This is a genomic window from Pseudomonas sp. LAP_36 (genome assembly GCF_019456785.1).
GTDB classification, from domain to species: Bacteria; Pseudomonadota; Gammaproteobacteria; order Pseudomonadales; family Pseudomonadaceae; genus Aquipseudomonas; species Aquipseudomonas tritici.
This window is the reverse complement of record NZ_JAHZMS010000005.1, coordinates 1-25871: the sequence shown is the minus strand read 5'-3', so window position 1 is coordinate 25871 and position 25871 is coordinate 1. Positions and strand designations below refer to the sequence as shown.

Sequence of the window (25871 nt, the reverse complement as noted above, 5' to 3'; positions counted from 1 at the left end):
GCCACCCTTAGGTGGCGCGGTTTTTTAAGAAGACAACTCAAGTGTCGAGCTTGTTTTCCAGGACTTCGCTGGTTTTGGCGTCAAGCTTCACGTCCCACTTTTTGCCGGTGGTGTCGGTCAGGTCCACCTCGTAGACCAGGCGGCCGGCTTCGTTGTCCAGCTCGGTGTCATTGATGGTGGCGCCGGGGTGTTTGGCAACGGCGTCTTTGTTGAGCTGCTCGAAAGGCTTCACGGCGCCGGACTGCAACAGGCCTGGAATCTGGTCTGGGCGAACATCGGCCTGGGCCAGGCCGGCGGTCAGGGTCAGGGCGGTAGCGGCGAACAAAGCGGTCAGGTTTTTCATGGTGTGTGTCCTTGTCTGGTGAGCTGTTTAAGTGGGATCAGGTTATCCAGCGCAACTTAATTCATCCTTAATTATTTCAAGCGGTTGCGCAGTTTGTTCAATCCGACGCGCGCGGGGGATTTCATGCTGGGGGCTCACTTCAAAGGAGACTCGGCATGAAACGGTTAGTGAGTTGGATCTACGCGCCCACCTTTTTGCTGGGGTTTATCGGTTGCGGACTGTGGCAGCCGAACAGCTTGATTCTGCTGTTCGTGATAGCCGTCGCAGTGTCATTCCTGGCAGAGCGGTGGTTGCCCTATGAACCGCAGTGGAATCGCAGTCTGGGCGATCGTCGGCGCGACACCTTGCACGCCTTGGTCAACGAAAGCCTGAATGCCGCTGGGTTGTTGATCCTGCCGGGGCTTACGGCGCTGTTGGCGTTTGAAGGTATCTGGCCGCGTGGCTGGCCGCTGTGGGAGCAACTGCTGATGGCGATTGTGCTCGCTGATGCCGGTATTACCTTGATGCATTACGCCAGCCACCGCATTGGGGCGCTGTGGCGTTTGCATGCGGTGCACCACAGCGTGCAGCGGCTTTACGGCTTCAATGGTTTGATGAAGCATCCGTTGCACCAGATGCTGGAAGCCACGGCGGGGCTGTTGCCATTGATCCTGCTGGGCATTCCCACGCCGGTTGCGCAGTTGCTGGCATTGGCCATCGCCGTTCAATTGCTGTTGCAGCATTCCAATGTAGACATGCGCCTGGGGCCGTTGCGCTGGGTGTTCGCCTGGGCGCCGGTGCATCGGTTTCACCATATGAAGTACGGTCGCGCCGGGGATGTGAATTTCGCGCTGTTTTTCAATCTGTGGGATTGGCTGCTGGGCACGGCGTTCTATCGCGAGGGGTATCGCATGGGGCCGGGAGACCTGGGGATTGGCAGTCGACCGGATTTCCCGGTGGCATATGGGGAACAGTTGCGTGACCCGTTCAGGCCGGTTGCCTTGAGCAAGGAGCCGGCACTGCCAGACGATTTACGCTAATAGCTGCACCTCCAGCTGGCGCAATGAGGCTGCCGCCGTGACGCCAAACAACTGCTTCATGGTTCGTGAGAAGTGCGCGGAATCGGCAAAACCCGCACCGTGCGCAGCGTCGGTCAGTGTGCCGCCGGCAATTGCCAATTGCAGGGCGATGCGCAAGCGTCGCCACAGCACCAGGCGGCGCACGGGCAAGCCGAGTTGATCCGAGAACAGCCGCTCCAGTTGGCTCAATGACAGGTGCGCCGCTTCGGCCAGGGCGTGGGCAGAAACCTTGCCGCTCAACTGTTGATCCAGTGCAGCAAGGGCTCGTTCCACGCGTGGATCATCCAGCGTGCGCCGGGGGAGTTGGCGCAACCCCTCCAGGGACAGCTGCTCGTGGATCAACAGGTGTTGCAAGTGGGCGGTATCAAACACGGCGGGTTCGGCATACAGCACCTTTACCTCACCCTCAGTGTCGAGAATGGCGTGGGTCTGCCGCGAAGGGATAAACAGGCGATGGGTTGTAGTGACCTGGCCATCGAGGCTGACCGTGATTGGCCGGGCGCAGAGCATCAACTGGTGGGCGTAATGTGCATGGGGCGCGGTGCGCCCCAGCTCGCCGAGGATAAGGCCGTAGTCACGCCCCAACCACAGGCGGCCTGACCATTCGGCCTTCACTCAGTACTTATAGTCGTTCAGCAGGTCCTGCACGCTGGACGACGGCCAGCGTTTGTAGAACTTCAGCAGTTCGGCGGCGCGGTTGGTGAAGATGCCATCGACGCCCGCTTTCATTACCTTCTCGAAGTCGACCGGCTCATCCACGGTGTAGACGTGTACCAGCAGGCCTTTGTCGTGGGTCAGCTTGTTCATCTCGGGTTTGACTAAGTCCGTATAGCTCTGGTCGCCGTGGTCTGTCAGCTCAGCCGATGGGCCGGTGCCGATGGCGCCGAGGCTCTTGGCTTCGTCGACCCATTTTTCGAACTCAGCAGCGTCCTTAGGCTCCTGCTTGGCGTAGTAGGCGGCCTTGGTGGTTTCACCGGATTCGGCGAAGGTCTGCTTGTTTTTCGGTTCGATGCTGCCTTCACCCACCCACAGCAGGAGGATTTTCGGGGTGTTGGGCATTTCGTTCTGCAGCTCTTTGAGGCTCGCCACTTCGAAAGTTTGCAGCACCACGCGGCCCTTGCCCTGGCCGACGCCGGTGTTGCTCTTGCCCAGCTTGGAGCCAGCGGAACTCAGCCAGCCTTTGTCCAGCAGCTTGTTCTTCAGGTCGGCTTCGATGCCTGGGAATTGCTTGGGCTCCTTGGTCTCGATGTAGAGGCCGGGTTTGTGCTGCGGGTTGCCTTCGGCGATCTTGATGATGTCGTCCAGGCTCTGGATTTTCAGGCCGACGAAACCCGGGCGGGCGCGGTCCGGGTAGGCGGCGTTGAACCAGCTGCCGGCGTCGAGGGTTTGCAATTCTTTCCAGGTGAACTCGTTGGCCGGGGCGTCCTTGCGGTCGGGAAACTTGGTGGCCACGTCGGTGGTGCGCTGCAAGTTGTTGTCGTGCAGGGCGAACAGCACGCCGTCCTTGCTGCGCTGCAGGTCCAGTTCCAGGTAGTCGGCGCCCAAGTCACGCGCAACCTTGTAGGCGGCGGCGGTGGACTCAGGGGCGTCGTACGAAGCGCCCCGGTGGGCGATCACGGCAGGGTAGGGGATGCCTTCGTTAGTCGCCAATTCAGCCGGGCTGATCGGGTCGGCAGCCTGTGCTTGGCCAAGGCCGAGCATCAGGGCCAGCAGCAGGGCGCTCTTGGTAAACGTGACAGGCATATGCGAAGTCCTTTCGTGGAGGAGGCTTTGAGAAGGCCTCCTTTTTAACAATTGATGGCGAAAGGCGCTATCACCAAACCGACATTAACGTGCGCACGGGCAAAATTTTCGGGTTTTTATGGGATGCATTGCAGTACTCTTGGCCGAAGCTGCCCCGTTAGAGGACGGTACTTTTCGCCACGCGTGTAAACCATCTTTCCAGTCCATGTAGGACTTTTCAGTGAGGTTTACCATGCGCATCACCTCCGAGCTTATCTGCCAGGCCGCCGACCAACTCCACGGGTTTGTTGGCCTCAACCGCAAGACCGGCCAGTACATCGTACGTTTCAGCGAAGACGCCTTCGGTATGGACGTGGCCGATGACGGCATCATCCCCACCGCCGAGTTTGTCTGGCTGCCGGCCCCGGAGCAGACCATGACCCTGTCCCGCGAACGCCTCCAATTGCTGCTGGACCAGAACATCGACGACCGCATCAACATCACCGAACCGTTGCGGGTGTACATGCGGCGGGTGGAGATTGCGCAGATCAGTGCGTTGCGCAGTCTGGTGAGCTGAATAAGGCGACAACCATAGGTGTTTGTAGTGAGCGGGCTTGCCCCGCGCTGGGCTGCGAAGCGGCCCCAATAAAGCCACCGCGGTTATCCAGACAAAACGCAGTGTCAGGTTTTAGGGCCGCTTCGCAGCCCAGCGCGGGGCAAGCCCGCTCACTACAATATTTCGTAGATACCTTTGGCTATCGCAAGCAAGCCTCACAGGGTTTTGTGCTGCTCTTCAGGTACTATTTCAATTTTGGAATGCGTAGGCCCGTTCGACTTTGCACACCCGGGTCTGAAAGGCCGAGTACCAAGTGGCGCGCCCCTGTTCGCGCACCGCTTGATGCTCGGCGTGCTGCTTCCACGCCGAAATCGCCGCCTCACTCTCCCAGTACGACACGGTAATCCCCAGGCCATCTTCCCGTGCCGATTCCACACCGAGAAACCCCGGTTGTTCGCGCGCCAGTTCCAGCATGCGGTTGGCCGCGTGGCCGTAACCTTGATCGCCCTCGGTGCGCAGTGAGCTGAAAATCACCGCGTAGTAGGGCGGGGCAGGCGTGCGCGCGATCATGCCGACACCGCCTGACAGGCTTTGAGCAGGGCAATCGCCAAGGGTGGGGTGACGCCTTTTAATGCGCTGCGTTCGGGTTGGAACAGGGTGGCCACGAAGAACGGGTGGTCGAGCAGTTCCACCGCGCGCAGGTCACCTGCCGAGTCATGGCCACTGGGGATCAGATCGCCTTCCAGCAGGGCATTGAGAAACTCAGGGTTCACGCCATAGCGGCAACGATAACCTTCCTGTACATCAAGAGTCCCGTAGGCTTCGGCGATGCGGGTGTAGGGCGCCAAACGCACGGTGTCGGTGGCTTCCACCAGTGTGCAGTTCAGTGGCGTGATCACCGCGCGCTTTGCATGCGGAGCGAGTTCGCCATGCTCGGCGTCCTTCCAGCCCAGCACATTGCGGGCATATTCCAACACTGCGTGTTGAAAACCGCCGCAGGTGCCGAGAAACGGTCGCCGCTGTTCGCGGGCAAAACGGATCGCTCGCAGTGCGCCATCGGTATCGCGGTAGGGGCTGCCGGGCACGCACCAGAACCCGTCGAAGCCATGCAGTGACTGGGGCAGGGCATCCGTGTCGAGCCACTGGGTATGAACGGTCAGGCCCAGGGTGTCGGCTGCCTGTTGCAACGCCACGGGTATGGCCTGGTGGGCGATAACATCGGGGTTGTAATCGCCGATCAGGGCGAGGTGCAAGGGTGTGGCGTTCATCGTGTACGTCCCATGGCTTGTGGTGTCCTGGGGTGCACTATAGATTGGCGAGCACGCAATTAAAATTGGCGTTTTCCCACATGTTCAATGCAGCCACGCACTATTCAATTGACTACCCTGACCTGTCGCTGATCCTTGCCCTGGTGCGCGGCGGCACCCTCGCTCGGGCGGCGGCGTTGTTGCGGGTGGACGTGTCCACGGTGTTCCGCGCAGTGCGGCGCCTGGAGGCGGCGCTGGGCCAGACACTGTTTGAAAAGAGCCGCACTGGCTACTTGCCCACCAGCCTGGCAAGCAACCTGGCCCAACAGGCGGAGCGCGCTGAACAAGCACTGGAGGCGGCGCGTGTTGGCGTGGAGCAGGGGGGGGAAGTGATCAGCGGCACGGTGCGCCTGACCTGTACCGATTCGGTGTTGCAGGGTTTATTGCTGCCGGCCCTGGCGCAATTCATGCCGCAGTACCCTGCGTTGATCCTGGAGCTGAGCACGTCGAATGATTTCGCCAACCTCAGCCGCCGCGACGCGGACATCGCCCTGCGCCTGACCCGCACGCCGCCGGAGCATCTGGTGGGCCGTCGCCTTGGCGGCGTGGCCTATCAGGTATGCGCCAGCCCTGGTTTCGCCCGCCAACACGCGGGCCGTGAGTTGGCCGACCTGCCCTGGATCGCCCCGGATGACTTCCTGCCCGACCACCCTACGGTCGCCTGGCGCTGCGAGCACCTGCCCGGTGTGCGCCCCAGTTATCGCTGCAACAGCATGTTATCGGTCACCGATTTGGTGCGGGCGGGGTTGGGGGTGGCGGCGTTGCCGGACTTTCTATTGGATGCAGGCCTGCAACCGCTGGGCCCCGCGTTGGCCGGGCACGATACGGCGTTGTGGTTGCTCACGCGCGCGGACTGCCGGGCGTTGCGCTCGGTGGTGACGCTGTTCGATGAACTGGGGCGGCATATTGGGATGAAGTGTGGCACCGCCGCTCCCACCGGGGATCACTGGAGTTCTTGAGGTTTTCGGACAAAGTGCTCATGCATTTCACACGTCAGGCTTTCGATGTGTTCTGTCAGTTGTTTGGTCATTTCCGTAAGCCGGGTATTTTGCTCCAGCAGTTCCAGTAACTGTCTGGTGGTCTGCTCGGCCTGGGCCTGGCGCTCGGTATTGGCAGTCGCCAAGGCTTCGCGGTGCAGGGCATCGGCGTCCGTCTGCGCTTTGTCGCGGGCAGCCTGGCGCGTCTGGGCCAGCAGGATCAGCGGCGCGGCGTAGGCCGATTGCAGGCTGAAGGCCAGGTTGAGCAGGATGAACGGGTACACATCAAAGTGCGTGATGCCGGTTGCGTTCAGCACCACCCACAGCACCACGATTGCGGTTTGCGCGCCGAGGAAGGTGGGAGTGCCGAAGAAGCGGGCGAAGGCTTCGGCCTTGAGGGCAAAGGTGTCGTTGCCGAAGGTCGGTGCCAGGTGGGCGTGAGAGCGGTGGAAGCGCAGGTGGTCAACGGGCGTGGCTTCGGGCTTTTCTGGGGTCATGGCGGGCTCGGGTCTTTTGCTTGCAGACAATCAAGCACTATAGACCGAGCCCCCCGGCAGGCACATGAAGAACCGGTCAGTTGCCGCCGCGCTCATTGGCAAACGTACTCACCGCCTGGACCGCCTCGCTGGTGCCTTCGCGAATCTGCAGGATCACGGTGCCAGCGCGATTGGCCAGGTCGACCCCTTGCGCAGCGCGGTCGCGGGTGCCGTCCATGCTGTGGATGGCCTGGCGGGTTTCATCCTGGATCATCGCGATCATGCTGGAAATTTCCGTCGTGGAGCCGCTGGTGCGCGCCGCCAGTTGGCGTACTTCATCCGCCACCACCGCAAACCCGCGACCTTGTTCGCCTGCACGCGCCGCCTCGATGGCGGCGTTGAGTGCCAGCAGGTTGGTCTGGTCGGCGATGCCACGAATGGTGTTGACGATGGTGGTGATCTGCTGCGAACGCTCGCCCAACTTGGCGATCAGCTGCGAGGAGCTGTCGATGTCCGCGGCAATGTCGCGCATGCCACTGGCCGTTTGCTGGATCACCTCGGCGCCTTTTTCGGCGATGTCCCGAGTGGTCAGGGAAATATGGTACGCCTGGGCCGCGCTGGCAGCGTCGGCGGCATGTTGTTGCACCATAGCGGTGACATCGGAGGCGAACTTGACCACTTTGCACAGGCGCCCGCTGGCGTCGTACACCGGGTTGTAGTTGGCTTCGAGCCACACGGTTTGGCCATTTTTATCCACCCGCTCGAACTGGCCGCTGAACAATTCGCCTTGGTTCAGGCGCTGCCAGAAATCACTGTAGGCCGAGCTTTTGGCCATCTCTGCGGTGCAGAACATACGGTGATGCTGACCCTGGATCTGCGCCAGGCTGTAGCCCATGCGCTGCAGGAAGTTTGCGTTGGCAGTGATGATGGTGCCGTCGAGGTTGAACTCGATCACCGCCATGGCACGGCCGATGGCCTCGAGTTTGGCATTGGCTTCGCTTTCGGCCTGTAGCCGTGGGGTGACGTCCATGGCGTACTTCACCACTTTGATCACTTGACCCGCGTCATCACGCACCGGGTTGTAGCTGGCTTCCAGCCACACCGACTGGCCATCGCCGGCCACGCGTTCAAAGGTGCCGGACTGGAACTGACCATTGCGCAAGTTCGACCACAATTGGTTGTACTCGGCGCTGCGGGCGAACGCTGGGGTACAGAACATTCGATGGGACTGGCCCTCGACCTGCTCGGCGCGGTAGCCCATGGTCTGGAGGAAGTTGGGGTTGGCCCGTAACACGTTGCCGGACAGGTCGAATTCGATCACCGCCATGGAGCGCTCGATAGCGTCCAGCAGGCTGGCCTGTTGGGCAATGGTGTGTTGCAAGGTGTTGATGGTTTTTTTATGGGCGTTGAATAGCATGTTCGGGTGCTCGGGCAAGCAAACTTCTAGGGTTTCCGTGGGTATGCGCCTGCCCCCGTAAGGCATCCGCCATACGGTTGACTTGCTCATTGTCAGCTTCCTTGTGCTGACAGAGGGGGGTGAACAACGGGTTCAGAGTGATCAGCCTGGCAAGAAGTTCGCCCCAGGGGCAGGACCTTTTTTGGGTAGCCGACCAGTGGTGGCATTGTGCTTCCTTCTCGGGTGCTGAGAGGAAGATTCAGACGAAGAGTCGTAGGACAACTTCAGGCGGAATGGGCGATCACTTCTTCGCTGACATTGACCCGGTTACGCCCGGTGTCCTTGGCGGCGTACAGCGCCCGATCCGCCGCATTCAGCCACATCGCGGCATCGGTGAAGAAGGGTTGGAAATCTGCCAGGCCGATGCTCAGGCTGACACGCAGCTCTGGGATCTGCGGGTTGCGATAGTTGCAGAAGGTTTCGCGCATGCGTTCCATCACCTGCGCCGCATCTTCCAACGGTACTTGCGGAAGAATCACACAGAACTCATCGCCACCGTAACGCCCGGCCAAGTCGTTTTCACGCAGGTTGCGCCGCAGTTCCAGGCTCAATTGGCGCAGTACGGCATCACCGACGATATGGCCGTGGGTGTCGTTGATCTGTTTGAAGTGATCGATATCGATCAAGGCAATCGTGGCGTGGCTTTGTTGCTGCTGGCACTTGTGGAACTTGAGGTGCAGCAGGTCTTTCCATGAACCGTGGTTAAGCAGGCCGGTGAGGCTGTCTGTGCGGCTGAGGGCGCTGAGCGCACGTTTATGTTCGGACAGTTTGATCGCCAGTTGGTAGCAGACCATCCCGATGGCCATGGGGTAGAGCGTCAGCATCGGCAGGCAGGTGTAAACCTGAGTGAGGCTGACATTGGGGTTGAACGTGAAGCCGAACAGCGCACCTGCGACGCCGATACCGGCGGCTTGCGCCAACAACCCGCGCAGGAACAGACGCTTGCCGCCCGCAGCGACGTTGTTCATGGTTATCATCGAAAGGATCGTCACGGTTGTGAGGGGCGTGAACTGCGTGGCCGTGGCCCAGAATCCACCCCACAACGAGTCGTACAGCAGGTTGCGCTGCTCGGCCTGATAGGGGAATTGCGAACGAGTCGAGAGTTGGTACGCCAGATGCGCCCAGGCAAAACCGTGGAACAGCAGGAATGCCCAGACCCAGCCCGGCATCGCGAGCGGATAAAGGGCGCCTGCGACACTGATGCAGCCGATACCCAGGCCGATAATCCTTGGCTTGTAGATACGCCTGGCAAATGAAAGCCCTTTGCCTCGTCTGTTTTCCATAAATTCCTGGGGCAGTTCTTTTTCTGCGGGTGCAGCGATGTGCGTCAGCGGGTAGAACCGTTGATCGGATAATAATTGTGAATATTGTCAGTGATTCGCGTGGGAATAATCAGTGTCCTTCCAAGCCATTTGTGCAGGACAGCGTGCGAATACGTCAAAAACGACCAGGAATGTCGCTCAAGCAATGGTTTCTTACTGATGACTGGAAGGGGTGACCGCGTAGCCGGCCAGGAACAGGTCAATGGCTGACTCGATAACGCTGGCCTGATTGGCCGCGTCGAGTACCGGCTGGCCCAACGTGATCTGCGGCCAGAATGCGAAGGCTTTGAGCAGGCTCTGGATCTGGTGCGCGGCAAATGCCGGGTCGCTGCAGTTGAGTCGGCCGTCCTCTTGAGCGGCGCGTACCCACTGGGTGAAGCCTTCTTCACGTGTGCTCAGGCGGTTGACCATGTCTTGTGCGCGCTCCGGTGAGTGGATGGTGGCGGCGATCGCGACCCGGGCCAGGTCGAGGAAATTGGCGTCCGACATCATCTGCATCTTCGCTTCCAGCAACCCACGCAGTTGTTCACGCAGCGGGCGATCGCTGGCGTAGCTGACGTCGAGTTGTGCGACGCTGCTGGCCCAGAGTTGATGGAGTATTTCGGCGAACAACTCTTCCTTGCTGGGGAAGTGGTTATACACCGTGCGCTTGGAAACGCCGGCGGTGGCGGCGATCTTGTCCATGCTGGTGACCTCGAAACCGTTCTCGCGAAACTCGGCGATGGCCGCTGCCACGATGGCTTCGCGTTTGCGGTCGGTGAGGCGTTGAGGGGCAGTCATGGGCAGCGCTCGGCTCTTCAGGGAAAATTACACTCGGTAGTTTACTTGCTCCGGATTTTGTTGCAATCTTGAAACTACACTGTGCAGTGTAATTTATAGCGACCCGTAGGAGTCACCCGGTAATGGCCACGATCTCGTCCCGTGTCGATTCTTCGCCAGCAACCCCCAGGCAGGACCAGGGCCACTTCAGCAACGATGCCCCTGTGCAGCACGGTGGCTTCGGCAAGACCTTGCGCATTTTCTGGAACATGCTGTTCAACAAGCCGCGCAGCACGCGACCGGTGGGGCAGATCCCGGTGCAACCGCTGACCCGCGAGCAGTTACTGGCGGCCCCGGATCACAGCGTGTTCCGCCTCGGGCATTCGACTGTATTGCTGAAAATGCGCGGTAAATTCTGGGTGACCGACCCGGTGTTCGCCGAGCGCGCGTCCCCATTCAGTTGGGCCGGCCCCAAGCGTTTCCATCAACCGCCCATCAGTCTTGAGGAATTACCGCCGTTGGAAGCGGTAATTCTTTCCCACAACCACTACGACCATCTTGACCGCAAGGCTGTCGTCCAATTGGCTGACAAAACCCGCTATTTTCTTGCGCCCCTGGGCGTGGGCGACACCCTGGTGAAGTGGGGCGTGGAGGCGAGCAAAGTGCATCAGTTGGATTGGTGGCAAGGCACTGAGGTGGATGGCATTCGATTTGTCGCCACGCCTGCGCAGCATTTTTCCGGGCGCGGCCTGTTTGATGCCAACCAGACCCTGTGGTGTTCCTGGGTGATGATCGATGGCGCGCGGCGGATCTTTTTCAGCGGTGATACCGGTTACTTCGATGGCTTTAAACGCATCGGCGAACAGTACGGCCCGTTTGACCTGACGTTGATGGAAACAGGTGCTTACAACGTCGATTGGCCCCATGTGCACATGCAGCCGGAGCAAACCCTGCAAGCGCACATCGACCTCAAAGGCCGCTGGCTGCTGCCGATTCACAACGGCACCTTCGACCTGGCGTTTCATGCGTGGCACGAACCGTTTGACCGCATCATGGCCCTGGCGTGGGAGCGCAGCGTTTCGATTACCACGCCGCCGATGGGGCAGGCATTCAGCTTGAATCAACCCGAGCGTGGGTATGCATGGTGGTTGGAGGTGGAAACCCAAGGCGCACAGGAACACCTCGCCAGCTGACGAAAGAGGTATCGGAAAAAGGAGTTTTCAAGCTGTTTCAGAGCTGCGACAGACGCCGGTCAAGGGTGCGATGATTCCCGGAAAGTCATTTTTCGGGAGGCAGATCTTATGGAGAGTAAGTGTGGGAAATATTGGCCAGCGGGTATGCCGTGTCCGACAGACCACCCCGCACCTGTGTTCACTGAACGGTCAGGTCAGGCAATTACGTCCAAGGATCATGCGAGCCTCAGAGGCATCAATTTTGGCATCGATCCCCGCGCTCATGATCAGCCTGTGAGCAGCGTTCCGGTCCCGGGGTATGACGCCCCAGGACTTCCCCTTAAACCCCTGCGCGACCCGTCGCTGTCACTGATTGCCTTGAGTGGTGTCGATCCTTCTGGGCCGGTGATGGTGCAAGTGCCCCTCGTCCAAAACAACAGCCCCTTTACGCCAGCCCAAGCGTTGAGCGGCAGGCGCGTGGGGTTTGCCGAGCGGTTCGCCGGCGGCCATGAACACGAGCTCATTGAGCACAACTCATCCTTCCTGAGAGCGCTGGACATCCTGTCACGGGCGGGGGCTCAGCCGGTACCGGTGCTTGCACACCAAGGCAATGGCCCGCAGTACTCGCGCAATGAAATCGATGAGCTTGTGCATGAATATCAACTGGACGCGTTGGTGTCCGACAGCCGCAGCGCCGCTTTCCATAGCGCTTGCAGGAGTGGGTATCCGGTGCTTGGCGAACCACTGGGGGATGGTGCCACGCTATGGTTCTACGGTGCGCAATGGTCGAGGGATTCGCTGAAAAGCCTGGTACAGGGGTATCGGAGCGTCCGGGATCTGATGGATGCAGGCGTGGCTACCCACAGCGTTGAATAATCCTACGTTGTAAATGACCTGGGTCGCGCTGCTGAACGGGGGATGGGTTTTTAGACTGGGGCACGGATCAATCTGGGTCCTTCGTCATTTCTTACCCCCTAAGAGGTCTTATGTTAGGTATCGCATATGGTATGGGCTCCATCGTTCGGCAACTCGTGCAGTCCTTCGCTGGCGACTACGCTCCCGTCGCGTCAAAGGCAGTTCCTCCAGGTACCGAATACCTCAGTGTCAAAGAGCTAGGCACGCAAATGGCCCGGTCGGACGGGCTCACATCGGCCAATCTGGTCACTTACCTGCAGGAACGGATTCGCGAGGTGGACCCGCAACTGAGCTCCGTCATTGAACTCAACCCTGAAGCACTTGAGGCCGCACGCGAGTTGGATCGTGAGCGAGCCAGCGGCAACGTGCGCGGGCCGCTGCATGGCATTCCTGTTTTGCTCAAGGACACCATTGAAACCTCAGGCATGCAAACCAGTGCAGGTGCGTATGGACTGGTCGGCGCAACGGCCGGCAAGAACGCGCCGTTGGTTGATCACCTGATTCAGCAGGGCGCGGTAATCCTGGGTAAAACCAATATGACCGAACTGGCTGGGTTTCGAGGTGGCCCCGATGGCTGGAGTAGCCGGGGTGGGCAAACCCGCAACCCTCACCAGCCCGGTGCGGACGTCGGCGGTTCCAGCTCCGGTTCCGCCGCCGCAGTCGCCGCTGGCCTGGCACCCTTGGCGGTGGGGGCTGAAACCAATGGTTCGATCATTGTGCCGGCAGCGTTCAATGGTGTTGTCGGGCTCAAGCCCAGCGTCGGCCTGCTGGATCGCAATGGGATTATCCCCGCGAGCCAGCGCCAGGACACACCGGGCCCGATGGCTCGCTCGGTGTTCGACGTAGCGCTGATGCTCAATGCCATGTCCGGCAGCGATCCTCAAGACCCAGCGAGTGTAGGAGCGCCCCAAGGTATTGATTACACCGAACTACTGGTTCCGGGCGCCTTGAAAGGCAAGCGTATTGGATATCCCGCGACGTTCTCCGCAAATGGCGAAACCCTGCCAGTGGTGAATAGCGTGCAATTTGGCCGGACACTTGAGGTGCTTCGCGAGCAGGATGCGGTATTGGTGCCGGTCAACATGCGCTTGGCGGATGCCTCACGCTACGACGAGTTACTGCTTTCGGATGTAAAGGAGGAACTGAACGGTTACCTGGCCAAGCGTTCGGGGTTACCAGTCAAGTCGTTGACCGAGTTGATCAAGTTCAACAACGAGCGCGATGGCACCGACGTGGATCATCAACCGGTGCTCAAGGAAATCAGCGCTTCAACCCTGACACCGGAGCAGCGCAAGCCACTGTGGGACGAATTGATCCAGGATTTTCGCAGCACAGTGGACGACCCGATCACGTCGGAAAAACTCGACGCCATGGTCTCGGATTTCGAGACCAACAGTTACTTCGGTGTCGCAGCGGCCGGCTACCCAGGGATCGCCGTACCTTCCGGGGCGAACGAGGACGGGCTACCGACCAGTGCCTACTTTTTTGGTACCCGCTGGTCCGAGCCCACGTTGTTGGCAGTGGCCCATGGGTATGAGCAGGCAGCCCAGGCGGCAATCAAACCTGGGCTTTGACCGGGCTCATAATTTCACATCGCAAATGGGGCGTCGGGTACTGCAACCGCAGTCCTGAGGTTCCCGGCGTCTACACTCAGTGCCATGGAGGGCCGCCATGGCCTACAGAATTCACATCCTCGGTGCAGCGGGCGCCGGTACCACGACGCTGGGCAAGGCCTTGGCCGAACGCTTGAACGTTGCCTATTTCGATTCGGACAACTTCTACTGGCAGCAGACGCCAGACCCTTTCACCGTCGCGCGACCCAAAGATGAACGCATCCGCTTGCTGCAGGAACAAGCCGCCGATCTTGAAGGCTGGGTGCTGTCCGGCTCACTGTGCGGCTGGGGCGACCCCATGATCCCGCACTTCACCCACGTAGTATTCCTGCGTCTCGACTCGCAATCACGCCTGCACCGTCTGCGCCTGCGGGAAGTGCAACGCTACGGCGATGCGATCCTGCCAGGTGGTAGCCGCCATGAAAACAGCGTCGCGTTCCTGGCCTGGGCCGCCCGCTATGATGGCGGTAACCACAGCCTGCGTAGCTTGCGCCGGCATGAAACCTGGCTAAAGGCGCTGACCTGCCCGGTGATGCGGCTGGACTCTACGCACCATTCGGTTGAGGGGTTGGTGAGTCAATTGATGCCGTCGGTGTGCCGAGCAAGCGGGAGATGATGCCTTGGGGCGTGGGCTCGGTTGAGGTCGTGTCAAACCGGCGCACACTCATCCCCCACCCCGGCGCAAACCCCGGGAAAAATACCAACCCCTCGGCCTCCAACCGAAATGCCAATGCCAGACGGGTTTCATCACCCACATCTCGCTGGCTTTCAAACTGTTGAATCGCCTCCGCCGACACACCTGCCAGGCGGGCCAGGTCTTCCCGGCTCCAGCCCAGCATCGCGCGTGCCTGTACGCTGTGTTTGGCGGTGAATTGATGCAGGACGATCTGCTGTTCTACGAAAGAGCTCATTGCCAGAGAGGACATGGGGTTTCTCCAGGGTTCGACGGGGGAGGACAAACTATACTGTGTTTTTGTACAGTTGTTTTGACCGCTCATCAACTGGATTTGTACTCACCCACTAATCCACCCCCGGCGCCTCACGAATGATCAAGTGATCCAGGTTCTCGATATTCGCGCTGAACACCCCAAATGTCTGCTCGGGGTTTTTCTTGCTCGGCACCTGTTTCAGCTCCGGGGTCACCCCGTAGAAGAAGCAATACAACGCCCGCTCGCTGTCCACCGCAGCCTTGATCTGCTCCAGGAACGCCGTGCGCATGCGGTAGTTCTCGATAAGCTTTTTGTTCAGGTACACGTTGACTGAGTAGGGCTTTTTATCGAGCCACACCTTCTTTTCGAAGTCGATGCGAAAGCTGCTGGTGTAGTCCTTGATCGCCTTGATCTTGCCCCAGTAGATCAAGCCCTTGTTGTCTTGCAGGTATTCGATCTTCTTGAAAAACGTCCAGTAGCTTGCCGTGTGCTCGCCGATCTTCAACGGCATGCTCTTGAGCTTGTCCTTGTCGTCGATGTTGGACACATAGCATTCCACTGGGTGGGCGAAGACGCTGGTTTTGTCTGGGGTGCTGTCGTTGGTGCTGTGGGATGTGGATACACGAATTGAAGGTGTTTTCGCTGCATTTTGAGGGCTGCTTCCTTCCGCGCCGGTCAGTGGCGCCTTGCGCTCGTACTGACGCCGTGTAAGCACAAATTCCGATGGGAAATTTTCCTCGCGCTCGTCGTCACCTTCATCCGTCGCGGTTTTGTGCGTGCTGGCGTAGCGGCAGCCGTCGATATGCCGGGTGCTGGTTTTGTTCTTGAAATGCGGCGTGCGCTGGTAGTTAACGTTCTTCGCGTTGAAAGTGCTCAGCGTATTGCCGCCCTTATCAAACGCTGCGCGGCAGGCATCATTGGGGCACAGGAAACTGTCCTTGTCTGAGTCGAAATCAGCGGTTTCGTCGAAATTCAGGTCTCGTACGTCGTAGATCGATAGCTTGTCGTCGAGACTCAGGCAGTAGGCCGTGTCGAATTTCATGGGGCTCGGGTCCGTGAGATGAGTAGCGCGATACTACGCAAATATCAGCCCTATGGAGATCAAAAATGTGGGAGCGAGCGCCTCCCACATTAGATGTGTAGTGTTGGGGGCGGCGGGTTCTCAGCCACGCGTCGCCCACTCATGAAGCACAAGGTGCCACCGATTGCTGTGAGTGCACCAAGGGCATAGAACATGCTGGCGGGCGCCGCATTGATCAATAGATAACCACAAATCACCGGGCTCATCGCTCCGCCAAACGCCGCCAGGTTCTGCGCACCGTAGTAACTGCCGCGCAGGGCATCGGGAGCGATGGTGTCGATAAACAGGAACTCCGAGGGGTAGATGATCATCTCGCCCAAGGTGAATACGAACATCGCCAGGCACCAGGTGAGCAGGCTGTCGGCCAGGCTGAACCCGATCAGCCCGACAATGAACAGCAAGGTGCCGAGCACGATCCAGTAACGCAGTTGCTCACGCTTGAGAAACCGCCCGATCTGGTACTGCATCAAGATCACGGTGACGGCGTTGCAGGCCAGCACCGCAGACAGAATCTTCAGCGCCTCGGCGGGCTTGTAGGCCACCAGCAAAAACTGCGACAGATACAGGGTGTAGCGCCCGTGGACAATGGTGCTCAGCAGGCTGCCGCTGGTGAACAGGATCAGCGTGCGGTCGCTGCGCAACGTGCGCAAGGTGCTGAGGAAACTCAAGGGTTTGTGGCTGTCATCCCGTTGGGTGGGTGGAATGCCTATCATCAGGAATACGCTACCAAACGCGATGGCGCTGGCGATCAGAAACGGCGCCAACTGCATATGGCCGGCAATCACCACGCCGACCATCGGGCCAGTGGCATAGCCGACGTTGGTCAGCGTGTAGCGCAGGGAAAACACCTTGGCGCGATCACCCACCGGCAGGTTTTCGCTGATGATGGCTTTGGAGCCAATCAGGAATAGCGCCGACGCCGCTTCGGTGATCACCAGGGTCAAGGTGGTGAGGTAGAGGTTGCTGGCAAAGGTCAGCAACAGAAAACCGATGGAGCTGGACAGCATGGCCAGGATCAGCAGCTTGCGCTTTTCCAGGCGGTCGATGATGTAGCCGCCGTACAGGCCCAACAGTGTCGCGATGAATACGGCGATGCCCATCAGCAAGCCGATGTCCTGCTGGTTAAGGCCCAGGCGCGTGCTGAGCAGCAAGGCCAGCAGCGGGCTGGTCATGGCACGGCTGACCACGATGGTCACCGAGCAGATCAGCAGGCGGCGGATTACCAGGGAGTAGGTGACCACGGTGGGCGAGCGTCCTTTTTATTGTGCCAATGCACCACACATCAAATGTGGACACAGATCAATGTGGGAGCGGGCAAGCCAGCGCCCACATTCAGATCATTTTACTGGCCGGCATTGATGGAGATTTTTTCCACTGCACCTTGCTCCAGATCCCACTTCTTCAGGATCTTGCCGTAGGTCCCATCATCAATCATGCCCTGCAACGCTTCACTGATCGCCGTGACCAACTCGGTGTTGCTCTTCTCAATCCCGAGCCCCGTAAACTGCTTGGAAATCGCCAGGCCCACCGGCTTGTACTTGCCCTTGTCCAACGACATCAAATAAGGAATCGTCTCGCTGCCCTGCATCGCCGCATCCAGGCGGTTCTGCTGCAACTGCGCCCGCGCATCCGCCGAGCCCTCAGTACCAATCACCACGATCGCTGGCTTACCCGCTGCTTCGCAGTTTTCCTTGCTCCACGCGGCAATTTCCGACGGCCAGGTGGTACGACGGCTGGTGCCGACTTTTTTACCGCACAGGTCAGTCAATTCCTTGATCTCTTCACGCTTGGCCAGGGTGTACAGCTGCGGGCCACTGGTGAAGTAGTCGATAAAGGTCACCGACTTCTGGCGTTCGGCGGTGTCGGTCATGCCCGACAGCACGATGTCCACGCGCTTGGTGGTCAGGCCGCTGAGCATTTGCTCGAAGCCGGTTTCCTGCCATTTGATCTTCACGCCCAGGCGTTCGGCGAGGGCATTGCCCAAGTCGAAGTCGAAACCAGTGAGCTTATTGGTGGCGGGGTCCTTGAAATCCATCGGTGGATAATTCGGCACGATGGCCGCGCTGATCTCACCCTTGTCCTTGATTGCCGCCGGCAATGCCGCCAATACACAGGTGGAAGCCATCAGGCCTGCGAGCAACGTTGGGATAAACAATTTTTTCATGGGGGCGTTCTCGTTAGTTTTCTAGTTAAGTGCGAACGGCAGAAATGAAGCTTTGGGTACGCGGGTTTTGTGGGCTTATTAGAATTTCTTCGGGGCTGCCGGCTTCCACAATCTGGCCGGCATCCATAAACACCATGCGGTTGGACACTTCGCGGGCGAAGCCCAACTCATGGGTGACCACGATCATGGTCATGCCGGTGGTGGCCAAATCGCGCATCACCGACAGCACTTCTCCTACCAGCTCCGGGTCAAGGGCTGACGTGGGTTCGTCGAACAACATCAATTTGGGGCGCATCGCCAGCGCTCGGGCAATCGCCACGCGCTGCTGTTGCCCACCGGATAATTCCACCGGGTAGGCATTTCGTTTGTCCGCCAGGCCCACGCGAGCGAGCAACTCCAACGCATCCTCAATGGCCTCCTTGGGCGAGCGCTTGAGCACCTGGCACGGGCCTTCGATGATGTTCTGCAGCACGGTCATGTGCGGGAACAAATTGAAGCGCTGGAACACCATCCCGGTGGCCAAGCGCTGGCGGGCGATCTGCGATTCATTCATCTCGTGCAGCTTGTTGCCGACCACCCGGTAACCCACCAGCTCGCCGTCGACCCACAGGCCACCCTTGTCGATTTTTTCCAACTGGTTGACGCAACGCAGCAGCGTGCTTTTACCCGAACCCGACGGGCCGATGATGCACATGACTTCGCCTTGCTCGACCTCGATATTGATGTCGCGCAGCGCGTGATATTCGTCGTAATACTTGTTCAGGTTGACGGCCTTTACGATGCTTCTCATGGGGCAAATCTCCTCAACCCAGACTTACGAACGCTTGCCGGCGCCGCGGGCAAAACGACGCTCGAGGCGGCTTTGACCAAATGAAAGAACAGTCACCACCGCCAGGTACCAGATGCCGGCCACAATCAGCAGCTCCATGACTCGCGCGTTGGCGTAGTAGATGTTTTGCGCGTTGTGCAGCAGCTCCGAGTACTGGATCACGCTGGCCAGGCTGGTCATTTTCACCATGCTGATGAACTCGTTGCCTACAGGCGGAATGATCACCCGCATGGCCTGCGGCAGAATGATCCTACGCAGCGCTTGCAGGCTCGGCATGCCGATGGACTTGGCGGCTTCGTACTGGCCGGTGTCGACCGACAGCAAGCCGGCGCGCACCACCTCGGCGGTGTAGGCGCCCTGGTTGATGCTCAAGCCGAGCAGGGCGGCCACGAACGGTGTCATCAGGTCGACGGTGTCGATGCTGAACAGGCCGGGAATCGCGATCACCGGGAAAATCAGCGCCAGGTTGAACCACAGCAGCAACTGCAGAATCAACGGCGTGCCACGGAACAGCCAGGTGTAGGTGATGGCCACATACCGCAGGATCGGGTTGGCCGACATGCGCATGATCGCCGTGATCACCCCGATCACCACGCCCAGCGCCATCGCCAGGATCGACATGACGATGGTGTTCACCAGGCCCCAGAGGATGGCCTCAGACGTGAGGAACTGACCGATGTAGGACCATTCGATCTGGCCGTTGGCGAATGCACGCAACAGTGCGGCCAATACGATCACGATCAACGTGGCAAAAAACATCCGCCCGTAATAGCGACGCGGCACGTGTTCGTACTGCGTGATATCGAACTGGTTCTCGGACAACTTGCGCTCTATTTCCAAGCGCTCGGCCGGGGTTTGGTTCATGGTGATTCTCCAAAAAAGCGATTACCGCTCTACTCGATCCAACAGTTAAAACCCGATCCAATGTGGGAGCTGGCTTGCCTGCAAAAGCGCCAGCCCAAACACTACAAATCTCCCAGGCTTACATCCGAAACCCCTGATAACTCTCAGCCCATCGCTGCTGCTCAGCCAACGCCACCTTCAACCGCCCAATCTGCTCCCTGACCCGCTCCGGCGCCGTCCCACCCCACCCACTGCGCGCCGCAATCGCCGCCTCCAGGGTCAAGCAGTCCCGCACTTCAGGCAGCAACCGAGCATCCACCTCCGCCAACATCGCCGGCGAGGCTTCCCACAACTCAATCTCATGCTTCTCACAGGCCTGCACCAGCGCGCCGGTAATCTCATGGGCTTCTTTAAACGGCACACCACGGGTGGCCAACCAATCCGCCACCTCCGTCGCCAAGGTGAAGCCCATCGGCGCCTGACGCCGCAGCTCTTCCACCTGCACCTTCATGGTCGCAACCATCCCGGCCATCGCCGGCAGTACCAGCAGCAAGGTGTCCACGCTGTCCAACACACTGTGCTTGTCTTCACTCAAATCGCGGTTGTACGACAGCGGCAACGACTTGAGCGTCGACATCAACCCGGTCAAGTTGCCGATCAAGCGCCCAGCCTTGCCCCGCGCCAATTCGGCAATATCCGGGTTCTTCTTCTGCGGCATGATCGAGCTGCCGGTGGCGTAGGCATCGTCCAACACCACCCAGCGAAACTGGCGCGACGACCACAGGCAAAACTCCTCCGACAGCCGCGAAATATTCACCCCGAGCATGCCCGCCACAAACAGAAACTCCGCCACATGGTCGCGACTGGCTACCGCGTCAATCGAGTTTTCGCACGGCCCGGTGTAGCCCATTTCCTTGGCCGAATGCTCCGGCTGGCGCGCAATCGCCGAACCGGCCATGGCTGCCGCACCCAACGGTGACAGCGCTGCACGCGCATCCCAATCCACCAAACGTTGCACATCCCGCAGCATCGACTGCGCATGAGCCAGCAAGTGGTGGGCAAACACAATCGGCTGCGCCTGCTGCAAATGGGTAAAGCCTGGGCAGATGCTCTCCACATGCTGCTCGGCCTGTTCCACCAACGCCTTTTGCAGACCCAACACCTCAGTGGTGATGGTGCGCGCGTGGTCGCGTAGGAAAAGCCGCAGGTCATTCGCGGTCTGATCATTGCGTGAACGCCCGGCGCGCAGCTTGCCGCCCAAGGCGCCGAGGCGCTCGGTCAATACGCGTTCGATGAAGGTGTGCACGTCCTCGTCATCCAGGGTCGGATGCAGGCGGCTGGCGGCGAAGTCAGCGCCGATCCCCTCCAGGGCTTCGAGGGTACGCAAGGTCTCCGACTCATCCAGCAAACCGGCGCGCTGCAACTCACGGGCATGGGCACGGGAGCCGGCCAGGTCGTAGGGCGTCAGGCGAAAATAGCGCTCAGGGCAACGCGACAACGCGGCCAATGCAGCAGACGGACCGGTCTTGAAACGAGCGCCCCAAAGGCGGTCGGTGGGCTGGGACATGGGTATTCCTCACGCTTGTTTTTAGAAGAGTCGGAGGCAGTAAAAATAAGTTTTCAACTAGACTGAATCAGCGTCTGACGCGCCGTATTCAAGGTTGCCAAGGGCGGTTGTTTATGTTCATTATCGCCGCCTGGCTATGTTCAAGGACTGGGTTGAAGCCTGTTGAATATGGCACTTGAGGTCAACGCGTATTATGGAAACTCCACTTTCCACTTCTGGAAACCTACCGCCAAAACCCGGCACACGACCGCCCCTGCAGCTGAGCGGGCTGGACTTCAAATTGCTGCGGGTATTTATGGCCGTGGTCGAAGCCGGCGGCTTTAGCGCCGCGCAAAACGAGCTGAACGTGGGGCTCGCGGCTATCAGCAAACAAATCTCCGACCTGGAAATCCGCATCGGCATGCGCCTGTGTACACGGGGGAGGGAAGGGTTCGGCCTGACCGAAGAAGGCAAGTTGGTGTATCAGGCGTCCATCGAGTTATTTACCTCGGTGGACAGTTTTCGCGACAAGCTTAGTTCGGCGCAAAACGAACTCATTGGCGACCTTAGTGTGGGGGTTATTGATAACACCGTGTCCGACGTTAATTCCCCGCTAATTACCGCGTTGGGGAAATTACATAGCGAATCACCAAAAATTAGATTGCGCCTACATGCCTCGCAATTGGACGAAGTTGAACGTGGCGTGGTGGAAGGCCGCTTGATCGTCGGCATCGTGCCGGTGTACCAACGCCGAGAGGAATTTGACTACTTCCCGCTGTACGAAGAAAAAGCCCACGTCTACTGCGCTGTAGGACATCCACTCTTCAGCGCGAGCGACATCACGCCCGACGTGCTGCGCCAATACGAAGTGGTGAACCACCGGTATGCGATCCACCGCGACAAGGCCACCTTCGTCAATTACGACAGCCAGTCCGCCTCGGCCTCACAAGTCGAAGCCGTCGCCATCCTGATCCTCACCGGCCGCTTCCTCGGCTTCCTGCCCGAACACTACGCCTCGCCATTGGTAAGGGAAGGGTGCCTGCGCGCACTGTGTCCGGAGCAAGTTCACCTGAGCACCGCCTTCAACCTCATCCTGCGCCACAACGCCCCGCGCAGCCCGATGGTAAAAGCCTTTGCAACGGCGCTGGGTGTGGACCTCAAAGCCACGACATAACACTCAAGCCAAACACCGTCCCTCCGAGCGACAGAGATCAACTGTGGGAGCTGTCGAGCCCCAGCGAGGCTGCGAAGGGATCGCCTCGGTCTCCTTACGGACCCTCAACTCGGATCGCTTTCTTTTAGGTCGTTATCGTTTTCAAATGAAATAGCTGAATTGTTAGCAAATTTAATAGCGCATTAGCATTTTCGTACTCACAAAATTATCGTTTTCGCCTACCATTCCCTAATAGTTATCGTTTTTTAGCGTTCGTTAGGGGATTCGACCATGCAGGTAGGCTTCAAGGCACTCGCTGACCGCTACCGTATCGCGCTTGCACAGCCACTACGCGTCGAATCGGTAATCGGTACGACCCGTATGAGCCACGAGAGCAATGGACATGTCGAGCGTAAGTACCCCCTCAGCTACCAACCCTCGGACGACTTTGCAGGGCATTTCGAGTTCGGGCTCAAGTACGAAGAAATTCACCTCGAATTCTTCGCTCGCCTATTTGCTGCCGCCGGCCCCGAACCCGTTGAAGCCTGGTGCCGGCAAACGCCCTTTGGTCAATATGCCCGCCGCACCGGATTCCTGTACGAATGGGTAACCGGACGGCAGCTTGATGTGCCAGACGTAACCAATGGCGGCTATGTCGATGCTGTTTCATCGCAGCATTACCTGACCCGCGTTGAGCCTCTGAGGATACGACGCTGGCGCATCAACGATAATCTTCCCGGCGTGCCAGCGTTCTCCCCTCTGATCCGCCGTACCGAAGCTGTACAAGACGCGCTGCAGTTTGATCTGGGTGCAGCACTGCGAGAACTGAACCAGACCTTTGGCGCCGATATCCTGATGCGCACGGCAAGTTGGCTGACGTTCAAGGAGTCGCGTGCCAGCTTCTTGATCGAGAGAGAGGCAGACAAAGCCGACAGGATCCAGCGGTTTGCCCACGTGATCGCCAAATACTGTGGCCATATCGAGGATCCGTTGAGCAACGAAAGCCTGCACACGTTGCAAGCCGGTATTTTGGGAGGCGAGGCTCTCGGGCTGGGCTTGCGGCGCTCGCCGATCTTTGTGGGGCAGGCGACCATGCGCGAGGACATCGTGCACTACATTGCGCCGCAATTTGAGGTGCTGACGCAACTGCTCAATGGCTTGAAAGCATTCGAGCTGGCAACACGAGGTTCTGAGTCGCTGGCCCGGGCAGCTGTAATCGCTTTCGCCTTCGTGTATATCCACCCCATGCGGGACGGCAATGGTCGGATCCATCGCTTTCTTATCAACGATACGTTGATCCGTGATAATGCGGTGCCTGATGGCGTGATCCTGCCGGTATCAGCCACGATCACAAGTTCGATTGATTTTCGGGCACGTTACGATCGCACGCTGGAGGTGTTTTCGCGACCATTCATGCAACGCTACGCCGCGTCTTATCGGTTTGGCGAACTCGTCGTCTACGAGGACGGCACCCGCAGCAACCTGGTCTTTGATGACTATGAAGATGCGCAATTCGCGTGGCGCTATCCCGATTTGACTGAGCATGTCCTGTATACGGCACAGGTTGTGGCGCATACCGTCCGGACAGAAATGGCTGATGAAGCGCGTGTATTGGTCATTTTTCAGCGCGCTCAGGAGCAGCTCAAAGACGTGCTGGAAATGCCGGATCAGGACGCAAACCGCGTCATTCGCTCGCTAAAGGAAAATGGCTGGCAGATATCGGGGAAATTGAAAAAAGCTTATCCGCAGTTGGAAGTTGCTCACTTAGCCGAACGGGTAGTGGAAGCGGTGCGATCCGCATTTGAAGAACAAGAATCGGGTAGCGTTAACGAGTGATCGGGATGGGCCTATGCGGCCACTCAACCCCGGGCACCCCATGCTAGTGCGTTACCCAGTCTGACACCGATCAAACGTTGGGAGCTGTCGAACCCCAGCCATGCTGCGATGGGATCACCTCGATCCCCCCGCCAACCCAACCCTCCGCATCACCGCTGCAACCGAGCCCGCCTTTTCTTCTTCGCATGAAAATGCCGAAAATGCGCATCCTGCGCCGCCGCCAGCAACTCCCGATCCCCACGCGTATCGCCCCAGGCCCGCAGCCGATACTCCCCCAGGTCCCCATACACCGCCTCAAGCCGCAACACCTTGTTCTCACACCGGCAGTTATTCCCGGTGAGCTTACCGGTCAGCACCCCATCCACCACCTCAAGCTCAGTCCCGATCAACTTGATCCCAAGACGATCGGCAAACGGCTGCAACACCAACGTCGGCGACGCCGAGCACAGCGTCACCACCGCGCCCGAACCCAACTCCTGCTCCACCGACAGCACGCCGGCCGGGCGCATCAACCGCGCCCAATTGCGCTGGCAATACTCCTCGGCCTTCTGCTGCACCCACGCCTTCTCCACCCCGGTCATAAAGGTGCGGATCAACTGCGCCTTCAACTCATCCCGGCTGATCTGCTGCAACAAAAAGCGCAGACCTGGCACCGCCAGCTTGACCATCCGGCCATAAAACTCACCGGTGCCAAAGGCGAACTTGAGGAACGGCACGAAACTGTCGTGGTGGGTGAGCGTGCCGTCGAAGTCAAAGACGGAGAGTACTTTGGCGTCAGCGGGGCCGGCTTCGAGCATGTCTGGGTTCACGGGTTGGCCTCGGTCCTATCTAGTATTTTTAGGTGCGTGTCAGGTGTGACAGCGGGAGATTACTCCCGTGCCAATCTTTGGACTTTTGTAGAGCCCGTCGATGAAGGCTACCGATACTTTATCGGTGCAACACTGATGGCAATTGGGATGCAAGGCTACAGCATTGCTTGTACGATCCGAACCCTTCTCGGCGAGGTGATCAGCGCGATGTGCTTCAAGAAATGGCAAATCAACGCGCATAAAAAAGCCCTGAACAAGTCAGGGCTCCTTGATGTTGCTTGGCTTAGGAGTTAATCCCAGCTCAGCGCGCCGCCTGTTTGGTACTCGATCACACGGGTTTCGAAGAAGTTCTTCTCTTTCTTCAAGTCCATGATCTCGCTCATCCACGGGAACGGGTTGGTGGTGCCCGGATACTCTTCTTTCAAACCAATCTGCGACAGGCGACGGTTAGCGATGAACTTGAGGTAATCCTCCATCATCGCCGCATTCATGCCCAGCACGCCGCGCGGCATGGTATCGCGCGCGTATTCGATCTCCAGCTGAGTCCCTTGCAGGATCATCTGGGTCGCTTCTTCCTTCATCTCGGCATCCCACAAATGCGGGTTTTCGATTTTGATCTGGTTGATCACATCGATACCGAAGTTCAGGTGCATCGACTCGTCGCGCAGGATGTACTGGAACTGCTCGGCGACGCCGGTCATTTTGTTGCGACGGCCCATGGACAAAATCTGGGTGAAGCCGCAGTAAAAGAAGATGCCTTCCAGCACGCAGTAGTAGGCGACCAGGTTACGCAGCAGTTCTTTATCAGTCTCGACAGTGCCGGTTTCGAACTTCGGATCGGAGATCGAGCGGGTGTACTTCAGGCCCCAGGCAGCCTTTTTGGCGACCGATGGAATCTCGTGGTACATGTTGAAGATCTCGCCTTCATCCATGGCCAGCGATTCGATGCAGTACTGGTAGGCGTGGGTGTGGATCGCTTCTTCGAAGGCCTGGCGCAGGATGTAC

General features: G+C 59.0%; 27 protein-coding genes. 9 read left to right on the top strand and 18 right to left on the bottom strand.

Annotation, left to right across the window (positions count from 1 at the left end):
- Window positions 1-37 precede the first annotated feature (37 nt).
- Window positions 38-343 (bottom strand): PepSY domain-containing protein, encoded by a 306-nt coding sequence (locus JBO08_RS17210; RefSeq protein WP_065875394.1) that lies wholly within the window; start codon window positions 341-343, stop codon window positions 38-40.
- A gap of 155 nt (window positions 344-498) precedes the next feature.
- Here JBO08_RS17210 and JBO08_RS17205 point away from each other — a divergent pair, with 155 nt between their 5' ends.
- Window positions 499-1362, top strand: a complete 864-nt coding sequence (locus JBO08_RS17205) for a sterol desaturase family protein (protein WP_220074359.1) — start codon at window positions 499-501, stop codon at window positions 1360-1362.
- Here the strand turns inward: JBO08_RS17205 and JBO08_RS17200 are convergent.
- Both JBO08_RS17200 and JBO08_RS17195 read right to left on the bottom strand, forming a co-directional pair.
- The gene (locus JBO08_RS17200; RefSeq protein ID WP_065875396.1) at window positions 1354-2016 is read right to left on the bottom strand and encodes a helix-turn-helix domain-containing protein; all 663 of its coding nucleotides are present in this window, start codon (window positions 2014-2016) and stop codon (window positions 1354-1356) included. The genes JBO08_RS17205 and JBO08_RS17200 overlap by 9 nt on opposite strands.
- Window positions 2017-3144, bottom strand: coding sequence for a glycerophosphodiester phosphodiesterase family protein (locus tag JBO08_RS17195; protein WP_065875397.1), 1128 nt, complete (start codon window positions 3142-3144; stop codon window positions 2017-2019).
- A gap of 232 nt (window positions 3145-3376) precedes the next feature.
- Here JBO08_RS17195 and JBO08_RS17190 point away from each other — a divergent pair, with 232 nt between their 5' ends.
- The gene (locus tag JBO08_RS17190; RefSeq protein WP_065875398.1) at window positions 3377-3700 is read left to right on the top strand and encodes a DUF2025 family protein; all 324 of its coding nucleotides are present in this window, start codon (window positions 3377-3379) and stop codon (window positions 3698-3700) included.
- A gap of 228 nt (window positions 3701-3928) precedes the next feature.
- Here the strand turns inward: JBO08_RS17190 and JBO08_RS17185 are convergent, their stop codons facing one another.
- Both JBO08_RS17185 and JBO08_RS17180 read right to left on the bottom strand, forming a co-directional pair.
- Window positions 3929-4249: an antibiotic biosynthesis monooxygenase gene (locus JBO08_RS17185; RefSeq protein ID WP_065875399.1), complete on the bottom strand. Its 321-nt coding sequence runs from the start codon at window positions 4247-4249 to the stop codon at window positions 3929-3931.
- Window positions 4246-4947, bottom strand: a complete 702-nt coding sequence (locus JBO08_RS17180) for a CTP synthase (RefSeq protein WP_065875400.1) — start codon at window positions 4945-4947, stop codon at window positions 4246-4248. Before JBO08_RS17180 ends, JBO08_RS17185 begins: the two co-directional genes overlap by 4 nt.
- Window positions 4948-5027: 80 nt before the next feature.
- Between JBO08_RS17180 and JBO08_RS17175 the strand changes: the two genes are divergently transcribed.
- Window positions 5028-5945: a LysR family transcriptional regulator gene (locus JBO08_RS17175; protein WP_065875401.1), complete on the top strand. Its 918-nt coding sequence runs from the start codon at window positions 5028-5030 to the stop codon at window positions 5943-5945.
- Here the strand turns inward: JBO08_RS17175 and JBO08_RS17170 are convergent.
- The 4 genes from JBO08_RS17170 to JBO08_RS17155 all read right to left on the bottom strand — a co-directional run bounded on the left by JBO08_RS17170 (window position 5930) and on the right by JBO08_RS17155 (window position 9997).
- Window positions 5930-6460 (bottom strand): DUF1003 domain-containing protein, encoded by a 531-nt coding sequence (locus JBO08_RS17170; RefSeq protein WP_065875402.1) that lies wholly within the window; start codon window positions 6458-6460, stop codon window positions 5930-5932. The genes JBO08_RS17175 and JBO08_RS17170 overlap by 16 nt on opposite strands.
- 76 nt (window positions 6461-6536) lie before the next feature.
- Window positions 6537-7856: a PAS domain-containing methyl-accepting chemotaxis protein gene (locus JBO08_RS17165; protein WP_065875403.1), complete on the bottom strand. Its 1320-nt coding sequence runs from the start codon at window positions 7854-7856 to the stop codon at window positions 6537-6539.
- A gap of 263 nt (window positions 7857-8119) precedes the next feature.
- Window positions 8120-9178 (bottom strand): diguanylate cyclase, encoded by a 1059-nt coding sequence (locus tag JBO08_RS17160; protein ID WP_220074358.1) that lies wholly within the window; start codon window positions 9176-9178, stop codon window positions 8120-8122.
- Between the two features lie 192 nt (window positions 9179-9370).
- Window positions 9371-9997 carry a TetR/AcrR family transcriptional regulator gene (locus JBO08_RS17155; protein ID WP_220074357.1) on the bottom strand — a complete coding sequence of 209 codons (627 nt, stop codon included), beginning with the start codon at window positions 9995-9997 and terminating at the stop codon, window positions 9371-9373.
- Window positions 9998-10119: 122 nt separating this feature from the next.
- Between JBO08_RS17155 and JBO08_RS17150 the strand changes: the two genes are divergently transcribed.
- The 4 genes from JBO08_RS17150 (at window position 10120) to JBO08_RS17135 (ending at window position 14292) form a co-directional block, all read left to right on the top strand.
- Window positions 10120-11169: an MBL fold metallo-hydrolase gene (locus JBO08_RS17150; RefSeq protein WP_065875406.1), complete on the top strand. Its 1050-nt coding sequence runs from the start codon at window positions 10120-10122 to the stop codon at window positions 11167-11169.
- 273 nt (window positions 11170-11442) lie between these two features.
- Window positions 11443-12024, top strand: coding sequence for a hypothetical protein (locus JBO08_RS17145; RefSeq protein ID WP_256530451.1), 582 nt, complete (start codon window positions 11443-11445; stop codon window positions 12022-12024).
- 110 nt (window positions 12025-12134) lie between these two features.
- Window positions 12135-13637: an amidase family protein gene (locus JBO08_RS17140; protein ID WP_220074356.1), complete on the top strand. Its 1503-nt coding sequence runs from the start codon at window positions 12135-12137 to the stop codon at window positions 13635-13637.
- Window positions 13638-13734: 97 nt separating this feature from the next.
- Window positions 13735-14292: an AAA family ATPase gene (locus tag JBO08_RS17135; RefSeq protein WP_065875409.1), complete on the top strand. Its 558-nt coding sequence runs from the start codon at window positions 13735-13737 to the stop codon at window positions 14290-14292.
- On the opposite strand, the gene JBO08_RS17130 is transcribed toward JBO08_RS17135, so the two are convergent.
- The 7 genes from JBO08_RS17130 to argH form a co-directional block, all read right to left on the bottom strand.
- Window positions 14222-14602, bottom strand: coding sequence for a helix-turn-helix transcriptional regulator (locus tag JBO08_RS17130; RefSeq protein ID WP_083207121.1), 381 nt, complete (start codon window positions 14600-14602; stop codon window positions 14222-14224). The two genes, JBO08_RS17135 and JBO08_RS17130, sit on opposite strands and share 71 nt — an antisense overlap.
- A gap of 94 nt (window positions 14603-14696) precedes the next feature.
- Window positions 14697-15647, bottom strand: coding sequence for a hypothetical protein (locus JBO08_RS17125; protein WP_065875410.1), 951 nt, complete (start codon window positions 15645-15647; stop codon window positions 14697-14699).
- 89 nt (window positions 15648-15736) lie between these two features.
- The gene (locus JBO08_RS17120; RefSeq protein ID WP_065875411.1) at window positions 15737-16927 is read right to left on the bottom strand and encodes an MFS transporter; all 1191 of its coding nucleotides are present in this window, start codon (window positions 16925-16927) and stop codon (window positions 15737-15739) included.
- A gap of 101 nt (window positions 16928-17028) precedes the next feature.
- Entirely contained in the window at window positions 17029-17850 is an 822-nt protein-coding gene (locus tag JBO08_RS17115) for an ABC transporter substrate-binding protein (RefSeq protein ID WP_065875412.1), read from the bottom strand.
- Window positions 17851-17875: 25 nt separating this feature from the next.
- Window positions 17876-18640 (bottom strand): amino acid ABC transporter ATP-binding protein, encoded by a 765-nt coding sequence (locus JBO08_RS17110; protein ID WP_065875413.1) that lies wholly within the window; start codon window positions 18638-18640, stop codon window positions 17876-17878.
- Between the two features lie 24 nt (window positions 18641-18664).
- On the bottom strand, window positions 18665-19543 hold the full coding sequence (locus JBO08_RS17105) for an amino acid ABC transporter permease (RefSeq protein ID WP_025859372.1): 879 nt from the start codon (window positions 19541-19543) through the stop codon (window positions 18665-18667).
- Between the two features lie 118 nt (window positions 19544-19661).
- Window positions 19662-21089, bottom strand: coding sequence for an argininosuccinate lyase (argH, locus tag JBO08_RS17100; protein ID WP_065881077.1), 1428 nt, complete (start codon window positions 21087-21089; stop codon window positions 19662-19664).
- Window positions 21090-21282: 193 nt separating this feature from the next.
- Here argH and JBO08_RS17095 point away from each other — a divergent pair, with 193 nt between their 5' ends.
- Together JBO08_RS17095 and JBO08_RS17090 are read left to right on the top strand one after the other, a co-directional pair.
- The gene (locus JBO08_RS17095) at window positions 21283-22242 is read left to right on the top strand and encodes a LysR family transcriptional regulator (protein ID WP_220074355.1); all 960 of its coding nucleotides are present in this window, start codon (window positions 21283-21285) and stop codon (window positions 22240-22242) included.
- 270 nt (window positions 22243-22512) lie between these two features.
- On the top strand, window positions 22513-24057 hold the full coding sequence (locus tag JBO08_RS17090) for a Fic family protein (protein WP_220074354.1): 1545 nt from the start codon (window positions 22513-22515) through the stop codon (window positions 24055-24057).
- Between the two features lie 149 nt (window positions 24058-24206).
- Here the strand turns inward: JBO08_RS17090 and JBO08_RS17085 are convergent, their stop codons facing one another.
- Together JBO08_RS17085 and JBO08_RS17080 are read right to left on the bottom strand one after the other, a co-directional pair.
- Entirely contained in the window at window positions 24207-24854 is a 648-nt protein-coding gene (locus JBO08_RS17085) for an HAD-IB family hydrolase (RefSeq protein ID WP_065875417.1), read from the bottom strand.
- 302 nt (window positions 24855-25156) lie between these two features.
- A partial coding sequence (locus tag JBO08_RS17080; RefSeq protein WP_154949409.1) for a ribonucleotide-diphosphate reductase subunit beta occupies window positions 25157-25871 on the bottom strand: 715 nt, incomplete at its 5' end.